This window comes from Klebsiella sp. ME-303 (assembly GCF_007910085.1).
Taxonomy (GTDB): Bacteria; Pseudomonadota; Gammaproteobacteria; order Enterobacterales; family Enterobacteriaceae; genus Klebsiella; species Klebsiella michiganensis.
In genome coordinates this window covers 55,118-63,870 of record NZ_VOJB01000057.1, presented here as the reverse complement: position 1 = coordinate 63,870, position 8,753 = coordinate 55,118, and the positions used below count along the sequence as shown (strand labels likewise).

General features: G+C 51.2%; 9 protein-coding genes. 7 read left to right on the top strand and 2 right to left on the bottom strand.

Annotated features, from left to right (window positions below; all coding sequences use genetic code 11):
• The first annotated feature begins 24 nt into the window (after nucleotides 1-24).
• Nucleotides 25-273, top strand: coding sequence for a GlsB/YeaQ/YmgE family stress response membrane protein (locus FQK12_RS03695; RefSeq protein WP_004102935.1), 249 nt, complete (start codon nucleotides 25-27; stop codon nucleotides 271-273).
• Nucleotides 274-807: 534 nt separating this feature from the next.
• Here FQK12_RS03695 and FQK12_RS03690 read toward each other — a convergent pair.
• Both FQK12_RS03690 and FQK12_RS03685 read right to left on the bottom strand, forming a co-directional pair.
• Nucleotides 808-1,437, bottom strand: a complete 630-nt coding sequence (locus FQK12_RS03690) for a helix-turn-helix domain-containing protein (protein WP_032720589.1) — start codon at nucleotides 1,435-1,437, stop codon at nucleotides 808-810.
• Nucleotides 1,438-1,515: 78 nt separating this feature from the next.
• Nucleotides 1,516-2,175, bottom strand: a complete 660-nt coding sequence (locus FQK12_RS03685; RefSeq protein WP_014229717.1) for a winged helix-turn-helix transcriptional regulator — start codon at nucleotides 2,173-2,175, stop codon at nucleotides 1,516-1,518.
• A gap of 433 nt (nucleotides 2,176-2,608) precedes the next feature.
• Here FQK12_RS03685 and FQK12_RS03680 point away from each other — a divergent pair, with 433 nt between their 5' ends.
• The 6 genes from FQK12_RS03680 (at nucleotide 2,609) to sufA (ending at nucleotide 8,751) form a co-directional block, all read left to right on the top strand.
• A complete protein-coding gene (locus FQK12_RS03680) occupies nucleotides 2,609-3,139 on the top strand; it encodes a fimbrial protein (protein ID WP_014229716.1) in 531 nt (176 codons plus the stop codon).
• 57 nt (nucleotides 3,140-3,196) lie between these two features.
• Nucleotides 3,197-3,874, top strand: a complete 678-nt coding sequence (locus FQK12_RS03675; RefSeq protein WP_014229715.1) for a molecular chaperone — start codon at nucleotides 3,197-3,199, stop codon at nucleotides 3,872-3,874.
• A gap of 43 nt (nucleotides 3,875-3,917) precedes the next feature.
• The gene (locus FQK12_RS03670) at nucleotides 3,918-6,455 is read left to right on the top strand and encodes a fimbria/pilus outer membrane usher protein (protein WP_014229714.1); all 2,538 of its coding nucleotides are present in this window, start codon (nucleotides 3,918-3,920) and stop codon (nucleotides 6,453-6,455) included.
• A 2-nt stretch (nucleotides 6,456-6,457) separates the two neighbouring features.
• Nucleotides 6,458-7,405, top strand: coding sequence for a fimbrial protein (locus tag FQK12_RS03665; RefSeq protein ID WP_014229713.1), 948 nt, complete (start codon nucleotides 6,458-6,460; stop codon nucleotides 7,403-7,405).
• Between the two features lie 11 nt (nucleotides 7,406-7,416).
• Entirely contained in the window at nucleotides 7,417-7,929 is a 513-nt protein-coding gene (locus FQK12_RS03660) for a fimbrial protein (RefSeq protein WP_014229712.1), read from the top strand.
• A 444-nt stretch (nucleotides 7,930-8,373) separates the two neighbouring features.
• Entirely contained in the window at nucleotides 8,374-8,751 is a 378-nt protein-coding gene (gene sufA, locus FQK12_RS03650) for a Fe-S cluster assembly scaffold SufA (RefSeq protein WP_004119171.1), read from the top strand.
• Nucleotides 8,752-8,753 lie beyond the last annotated feature (2 nt).

Sequence of the window (8,753 nt, the reverse complement as noted above, 5' to 3'; positions counted from 1 at the left end):
GGTAACAAGAGGACGGAGCTAGCTATGGGTATCATTTCATGGATCATTTTTGGGCTTATTGCCGGTATTTTAGCCAAGTGGATTATGCCGGGGAAAGACGGCGGCGGATTTATCGTTACCGTAATTCTGGGTGTCATCGGTGCAGTTGTCGGGGGTTGGATTAGTACTTTCTTCGGCTTTGGCCGTGTAGACGGTTTTAATTTCGGCAGCTTTGTCGTGGCGGTGATCGGTGCGCTGGTTGTCCTGTTTATCTACAGGAAGATCAGGAGCTAATTCGCTCTTCGCACCAGCAATGCCATAAAGTGAAGAGGCTGCCACCATCGTTGGCAGCCTTTTTAATATTCGCGCCATGCCCGACAGGGCAATATTGCCTCTCTCAACGCTTATCCCGGAATACGCTGGCAGGTCAGGCCGCGCGGGGGAACGGTACGATTTCGATTTGGATCGGGTTCGTAGCGAATAGACTGGCCTGTCCGGCGACGGCGAGGCGTACTGATTTTACGGGGGGAAGAGGTTAATCGAGCAACACGCTAATAATTAACAACACGACCATACACATCGACATGACATCTGTTTCTATATCCATAATTCAGTACTACACAGGTTCCCGAACGGTCGCCAGGGCGACATTGCGTAAAAGATGAAGGAAATTTAGCAGCGCATTCTACATGAGCCAGTCAGCAGTGAATAAATCTTTATTTCTGTGAAATGACAATACTTATAATGAAAACGAATAGAATTTGTTGCATGAATGCATTTCGGCGCGCAGGCCGGATCGCGAGAGGGCCGAAAGCCCTATCCGCATAATCAGTACTTAGCAGGAAGTTTGTTGATTTTTATGAGTTTCCCCTCTTCCATTTCGATGAAACCACCGGTCTTCAGAGCCGCCAGAATGCGCATTACGCCGCTGCGGGAAAGCCGGGTTTTCTCTCTGATATATCTTTCAGCCGTCACGCTGTAGCGATAACCCTCCTCTTCCTCCATGAGCTTGATCAGCTGCTGGCGAATCATCTCGTACGCCGTTGGCGTGCCCTGGGGCATAACGTTATGATAGAGGCGGTTATAGACAAACATCAGCTGTTTAGAGAGCAGTCCCCATAGCGCCTTCTCTTTAATGATTTCCTCGACGCGACGGGTCGTGAGTACGCCAATCTGGCACGGCGTGACGGTTTTAAAATAGTCATCAAAGTAAATGTCCGTCAGGTTAGCGAGGCCGAAAAGGGCGGGACTGAGCGCCGTGGAAAGCATCATGTTGTCACTTCTTCGGTATATCGCTATCGTCCCCTCCAGAAGGAGGTAACACATCCCTTGACCGTTAACCTGAAGATCAAACTGCTCGCCGCGGCCCGTTCGGTACGTCGTGCAGTAGGGCTGCAAATGAGAAATAAATTCCTGTGCGTAAGGGGAGCCGCGGAAGGGTTGATTTGCAGATGACATAGTCAGAAAATCCTGAAGGAGATCGGATTTATTATAACCTCGCGCGTATCTCTTGCCACTCCGAAGATACATGAACAATCAATACTTTCGCGGCAGGTGGTGGATGTCAATCAGCACTCCGCGCTCCATGGTAATGTATTTACCCGTTCTTAGCTCCGCCAGGATGCGCATAACGCCGCTGCGGGAAAGATAGGTGCGACTTTTGATATAGGCCGCCGCGGTGATATTTTGCCGGATAGCTTCGGGCTCTTGCATTAATTCAACAAGTTGAAAACGGATGATATCATAGGCTGACATTTGCGATATCTGGGCGCAGTGCTCATAAACCCGCGATGCGGTATAGATCAGAAGCTTTGAAAAATGCTCCCATAAATTCTGTTGGGCCACCACGCGATTAAACGTTTCCAGCGAAACGGCCGCAATTTCTGACGTTTCCAGTACCCTGACGTAAAGACGTTCAGAGGAAAACTGGCTACATACGCCGAGAAGAAAAGGCGATGACTCTGAGTTTAAAACAATCCCGTCTCCGCGACGATGCAGAGCAACGCTGCCCTGGATAAGTAAAAAACACTGACGAATGTCATTATCGTAATAATGAACGATCTCCCCTTTCGATACTATACGTCTCTCGGCGTACGGCAGGATATTATCAATTAATTTCTCAATGTGCTTAAAGGGTTTTATCTCAAGTACTTCTGCTGGCTCGCTGCCGAGTTCAGGAATAATTCGCGTGTTCATAAGATACCTCACTAACTTATGCGATCGTTTTTTGATCGATGTTGGGAATTATCTTAAAAAACAGCATGTCAGGGAATATTGGCGTCTGGTCTAATAATAGACCCGGGGGGGTTATGGTTATAATTTATTGATTTTGTTAGTTTTGCTTCCCGGGTCCAAAAGTAGACCGGGGTCCGAGTGATTAAGTAATATCTTAATTTAAATGTTTTATTTTTGTTAATTCTGAGTCTACATTTAGACCGCGAAATAGATTGTGCGCTGAAAAAATGTTGTATAAATTTTGTCTCGTCGGCAGGGGTAATCCGGTTTTAATAAAATGAAGCAGTGGTGTGATATATACCATTGATTCCCGGCAATATATTAAAGTAATGGCAAAATGCGTTTATTAAATATTTTGCCAGAATGTACATAAAGTAAAACAGGATGTGTCGTTATGAAAAAGAAAATTGTTATTGCGATTCTTGCAGCAGGTTCTGCATTATCTATGACTCAGGCTTTCGCAGCAGCGGGTACCGTTAACTTTAATGGCAATATTTTGGATGCCGCCTGCGACATCGATGTCGCCTCTCAGAATCAGGTGGTTGTTTTAGGCGATTATTATAAAACTGAATTTCCGGTAGCCGGTTCGAGAACCGCCGCGACGAAATTCGATATTATTTTGAAGAACTGTCCGGTGACGGTTACCAATGCCAAAGTCCGCTTTGATGGCACGCCCGATCCAGACAATTCCAACCTGCTGGCCATTGACTCGTCGGTTGTCGGAGCCGCAACCGGTGTTGCCATTAATCTGATGACGGCGGATAAAGCCGACCTGCCTCTGCACGGCAGCAACGGTTATAGCTACATACTCAGCAGCACCGCCGATAATACGCTGAATTTCTATGCGCAGTATATGTCGACCGCTGCGACGGTAGTCGCCGGTCCAGCTAACTCGGTCGCGAACTTCTCAGTGGTTTACAACTAAGTTTCTGCAGTAATCAGTAGGGGGCCGGCCCGGCCCCTTTGTTTTAAGAGGTATAAAATGCGTTTTATCAGAACAATTAGCCTGGCGATAACAATGTTAACGCTGGTGCAGGCAAGCGCTACTGCCGGGGTGATTATCGGCGGCACGCGCATCATTTTCGATGGTGCAAAAAAAGAAGCGTCAATCAGCGTTAATAATCCTGATGCGACACCTTATTTAATTCAGTCATGGATAGATGATCAAGACGTTGGTTCTGGTAAAGCGCCTTTTATTATTACGCCGCCGATGTATCGCCTCGACAGCGGACAAAAAAATATTGAGCGAATTGTCGCGACAGGTTCACTGCCTCAGACCAAAGAAAGTTTATTCTGGATAAATATTAAAGCGATTCCCTCGGCATCAAAGCAGATGAACTCCCTGCAAATTGCCGTAAAAACGCGCATCAAGCTGATTTACCGTCCCGTTACGCTTCGCGCCTCAACGCCGGAGGAACAGGCGAATAAACTCACCTGGCAAAGAAGCGGCAATGAACTTCAGGTTAATAACCCAACGCCTTACGTCATTAATTTCAATGAAATTACCGTGGGCGGAAAAATGCTTGCCCAGGTGACCTACGTCATGCCGGGTTCGACCACCCGATTCCGCATGCCGGACGGGGCCTCCGGCAATGCCCTGACATTTAAAGTTATTAATGACTACGGCAGCCCCGGTCCGTCACATCAAGCCAGTTTGTAATCCCAGAGTAAATGGCAAGCCCAGCGTTAAATAGGTAATAGCGATGACAATAAAAAATAATAAGTTGCGACCTGCTCGTCTGGCTACGCTTATCGCCATAGCGTTAACCGGTTTCTCTCCGGAACTGTATGCCAGTGATTCGTTTAATACGGCCCTGGTAGAGTTAGATAATCCCGGCGTGGGCAAAGCGGATTTATCGGCTTTTGAATCGGGCTCTCAGGCGCCGGGAACATACCATGTGGATATTATTCTTGATGACCAGTTAATGGACACCCGGGATATTCCTTTTTCGATGGCAAAAAACGGGGGTGGTAATGAGGTATTACAGCCCTGTCTGAGCGTGGAACAATTAAAACAGTGGGGAGTGAAAACCGAACTTTTTCCCCAGCTGTCGGTAGAAAATAGTGATTGCGCCAATCTCCAGGCTATTCCGCAAGCCAGCGCTGATTTTCAGTTTGGCGCCCAGCGGCTGGTTATCAGTATTCCCCAGGCGGCGATCGACCTGCCGGCCAGGGGCTATGTACCGCCGGAAATGTGGGATGAGGGGATTACTGCGGCATTGCTCAATTACAGCCTGAGCGGAGCGAACACTCGGGCGAAAACGGGCCAGGGCGGCAGAAGCGACAGCCAGTATGCGAACCTGCGTCCGGGGATCAATATCGGACCCTGGCGTTTTCGCAACTATACCACCTGGTCACGGGAGTCCTCCGGCCAGGATAAATGGGATACCGTTTATACCTATGCGCAGCGGGCCATTATTCCTCTGAAAGCCCAGCTTACCGTTGGCGACAGCTCTGCGCCTGCCGACGTGTTCGACAGTATGCCGTTTCGCGGCGGCCAGTTGGCATCCGATGACGACATGCTGCCGGATTCTCTTAAGGGCTATGCGCCCGTAGTACGCGGCATTGCCCGAACCAATGCGCAGGTCGTGGTGCGCCAGAACGGCTACCAGATCTACCAAAGCTACGTTGCGCCGGGCGCCTTTGAAATCACGGATATGTATCCTACCGGTGGGGCAGGCGATCTCGACGTGACGATTAAAGAAGCCGATGGCAGCGAACAGCACTTCACGCTGCCCTACGCCTCGCTGCCTGTACTGCAGCGGGAAGCCCGGTTCAAATACGCCATCACCGGCGGGCAGTATCGTTCATATAACAGCAGCGTGGATAAAACCCCTTTCGGGCAGACAACGGCAATTTATGGCCTGCAGCATGGCTTTACCCTCTATGGCGGCCTGCAGGAGTCAAGCAAATATCAGTCGCTGGCATTCGGCGTGGGTAAAAATATGGGGGCGTTAGGCGCTATCTCCACGGATGTCACGCAGGCCTGGTCAACGCCGGATAAAACGGATAAATCGCGCGGCCAATCCTGGCGAGCGCGATACAGCAAAAACTTCATCGATACCGGGACCAACTTTTCCATTGCGGGATACCGCTATTCCACCAGCGGCTATTACGGGATGCAGGAAGTTCTGGATTCATATGGAGACAGCAGCGCGCTGCAGGACCGCAGGCGTAACCGCGCGGAGCTGACGATGAGCCAGACGCTGAGCCGCGAACTGGGATCGCTAACCCTCAGCGCGGCGAGGGAAGATTACTGGAACTCCGCCAGGTCGATGGCTTCCTGGAGCGTCGGATACAACAACTACTGGCGCAATATCAGCTACGGCCTGACCTGGACATACAGCAAAAATGGTAGCGCGACGTCAAACGACAGCGCGAGTAACAGCGCCCACGACCAGCTGCTGGCGTTTAACGTCAGCGTACCGTTGGATAAATTCCTCCCGCAAACGTGGGCCAGCTATGGCATGAACGCCAGCAAGAATGGTGGAACGACGCATAATATCGGCATGAACGGCGTCGCGCTGGAGAACAACTCGCTGAACTGGAACGTCCAGCAGGGTTACGGTACGGATGGCGTGGGTTACACCGGCAATATGAACGGTGACTATAAAGGGACGTACGGCGAAGTGACGGCGGGGTATAGCTACGACAAAAACAGCGAGCGTCTTAATTATGGTCTGCAGGGGGGCGTTATCGCCCACGCCGATGGCATCACGCTTTCCCAACCGCTCGGTGAAACCAATGCCCTGATAAAAGCCCCCGGCGCACACGGCGTGAATATTCGCAACCAACCCGGCGCGCGCACGGACTACCGGGGATATACGGTCGTCAGCAATATTTCCGTCTATCGAAAAAACGACCTGACGCTCGATCCGCAAAATATGCCTGAGGACGTAGAGCTGGAGATAAACACCGACACGGTTACCCCGACGCGAGGTGCGGTGGTGCGCGCCGATTATCTTTCCAAAGTGGGGCGCAGGGTCCTGATGACCTTAACCGACAATAACCGCTTCGTGCCGTTCGGGGCGGTGGTGACGCTTGCGGATGATAATAAGAGCAGCTTTATCGTTGGCGATCGCGGCCAGGTTTTTTTAAGCGGAATGCGCGAGCAGGGGGCAATCATCGTCACGTGGGGTCGCGAGTCCAGCCAACAGTGCCGTGCTGATTTCAGCCTGCCGAAACAATCAACCTACGCTGGAATAACAGAAGTTAGCGCCAGTTGTCACCAGGAACGTTAAACATGAGATTGATTTACTCTGTTATTTTGCTCGGCTTGATAGCCGGATGGAATAACGCGCGTGCCGGAACCTGCACCACCATTACCCCGCAGATCTCCACTCTGTCCGTGGGAACGATTACCGTACCGCGTGATGCGCCGGTCGGGACCGTTATTTTTTCTCAGAATGCGACGAAAACCACCTCCTATTTAACCGGTTGTACTAATCCGTTAATGCTTGGATTCAGCATGCGGTATCTTGGTGGGAATCCGAGCAGCTACGGTAATCATGTTTACACCACTAATGTCGATGGTATCGGTATTCGCTTCTCTTCCGGGAATTACTTTGAAAACCCAAGCAATACATTTTCCTATGAGGCGCAGGCCTCATACGTGGAGTGGTGGGGCGGCAGAATTGAGCTCGTGGTTACCGGCCAGGTGTCATCAGGCGCATTAACGCCGGGAACGATCGGGGTGGTGACGCTCCAGGGCAGCGACGGCGTCTACCGCGATGGCCTGACCACAACACTCACCGATGGGACAATCAACGCGCTGGCCTGCAGTATCACTACGCCTCAGTTGAACTTCATCATTGGCGATATTCCCGCTTCAACGTTCGGCTCGACGGTAGGCACCACGCCCGCTGGCGCGCAGAATACGCAAAATCTGGGGTTAAGCTGCAACGCCGGCACCAATATCACCGTTTCGCTGAGCGGCGTACAAAATCCCGACAGCGCCAATACCAGCGTAATGGCATTAACGGGGCAGGGCAGCGCCGGTACGGCAAAGGGCGTTGGCGTGCAGCTTTTATATAATGGCGCGCCGTTGGCCATCAATAGCCCGTTGTTATTAAAACGGTCATCGGGCGGGCAAGAAACGCTGCCGTTGACGGCCCGTTATTATCAGACCTTAACTTCCGTTGAATCCGGCTCGGCAAATGCGACCGCCACGCTTAATTTGACGTACCAGTAACGGGTGAAAAAATGAAAATACGCCATAAAAAATTGCTTATTCTGACGTTGCTGTGCTGGAACGTTTTTTCTGCCGATAGCGTGACGATGGGGGTGACGGGAAATATTGTCGCCTCGCCCTGTATATTCAATGGGGGAAACAGCAACCTCGATGTCAATCTGGGCGATATTCAGGCAACCAACATGGCCACGCCCGGGTCATCCTCCGACCCTGTGGCCTTTAATTTGCTGTTTACCAACTGTCCGGCGGGAACGCGCAGCGTAACGGCCTCCTTCACCGGCGCTCCCGATCCGCTTGCCGGTCCTGACTATTATCTGAATAGCGGTACGGCCACCAACGTGGCGGTAGCGATGAGTGAAGCGGGCAGCGGCGCGCTTAAGGGAACGGGTTCCAGCATCACCCACAATATCGCGGCTGACAGAACCGCAACCCTGGCTATGCAGGCCTCGGTAAAATCGGTGTCAGGCGGTGCGACGCCCGGAACTATTAGTGCTGTTGTGGTCATGACGCTGCAGTACAATTAAACGGGCATCCGTTTAGCGATACGCGGTAGCGCCTCCATCGCCGCCATGGCGCTGCCCTTTTAATTTCCGTGGTTAGCGCGGTCTTTTTGCCTCATGACCGGGAAAGATAACGTCCGCCATTTCTCCTTTTTACCCGCAGGACGCGGTTGTGACTCTTTTGCCCTTCACGGTGGGGTCTACGCAACGCAAATTCGCTATCTCAAAAATAGGTATTTCCGATGCATATTTTAACTTTCCTGCAATTTCTACCTTTCTGGCACTGAAATGCATTATTAATCAATGCATTGAACAATTTATTCCATCTCCGATATCTCTTCTGTCAGGGTCTATGCTTATAAAAAGCACTGAATGGGGAAATACCCCTTCTCTGCATGGGTTGAAGTGATAATCATTATCACTAACATAGCGATATGGCCCGATGGCGTCAACCTATGAGGTAGAGCGATGAATTCACATGCAGGAACTTTCAATCCCGAAGATTTTAGCTGGCGTGGGCTGGTCATGACCCCAGCCGCCGCCGCCCATATTCGCGATCTGGTCCGCAAACAGCCGGATATGCAGGGGCTGCGGCTTGGCGTTAAAACCAGCGGCTGCGCCGGTTTTGGCTACGTTCTCGAGCTAATTGCTGAACCGGCGAAAGACGATCTGTTATTTGAGCGCGATGGCGCGAAGCTGTGGGCGCCGCTGCAGGCGATGCCGTTTATCGATGGCACCGAGCTCGATTACGTTCGCGAAGGCTTAAATCAAATCTTCAAATTTCATAACCCTAAAGCCCAGCACGAATGCGGCTGCGGCGAAAGTTTTGGCGTTCAGGCGGAGTAACT

Excerpts from the sequence above, each read along its gene's own strand:
- FQK12_RS03675 (WP_014229715.1), top strand. The coding sequence starts at position 3,197 with ATGCGTTTTATCAGAACAATTAGCCTGGCGATAACAATGTTAACGCTG.
- FQK12_RS03660 (WP_014229712.1), top strand. The coding sequence starts at position 7,417 with ATGAAAATACGCCATAAAAAATTGCTTATTCTGACGTTGCTGTGCTGG.
- FQK12_RS03665 (WP_014229713.1), top strand. The coding sequence starts at position 6,458 with ATGAGATTGATTTACTCTGTTATTTTGCTCGGCTTGATAGCCGGATGG.
- FQK12_RS03690 (WP_032720589.1), bottom strand. The coding sequence starts at position 1,437 with ATGTCATCTGCAAATCAACCCTTCCGCGGCTCCCCTTACGCACAGGAA.
- sufA (WP_004119171.1), top strand. The coding sequence starts at position 8,374 with ATGAATTCACATGCAGGAACTTTCAATCCCGAAGATTTTAGCTGGCGT.
- FQK12_RS03680 (WP_014229716.1), top strand. The coding sequence starts at position 2,609 with ATGAAAAAGAAAATTGTTATTGCGATTCTTGCAGCAGGTTCTGCATTA.
- FQK12_RS03695 (WP_004102935.1), top strand. The coding sequence starts at position 25 with ATGGGTATCATTTCATGGATCATTTTTGGGCTTATTGCCGGTATTTTA.
- FQK12_RS03685 (WP_014229717.1), bottom strand. The coding sequence starts at position 2,175 with ATGAACACGCGAATTATTCCTGAACTCGGCAGCGAGCCAGCAGAAGTA.
- FQK12_RS03670 (WP_014229714.1), top strand. The coding sequence starts at position 3,918 with ATGACAATAAAAAATAATAAGTTGCGACCTGCTCGTCTGGCTACGCTT.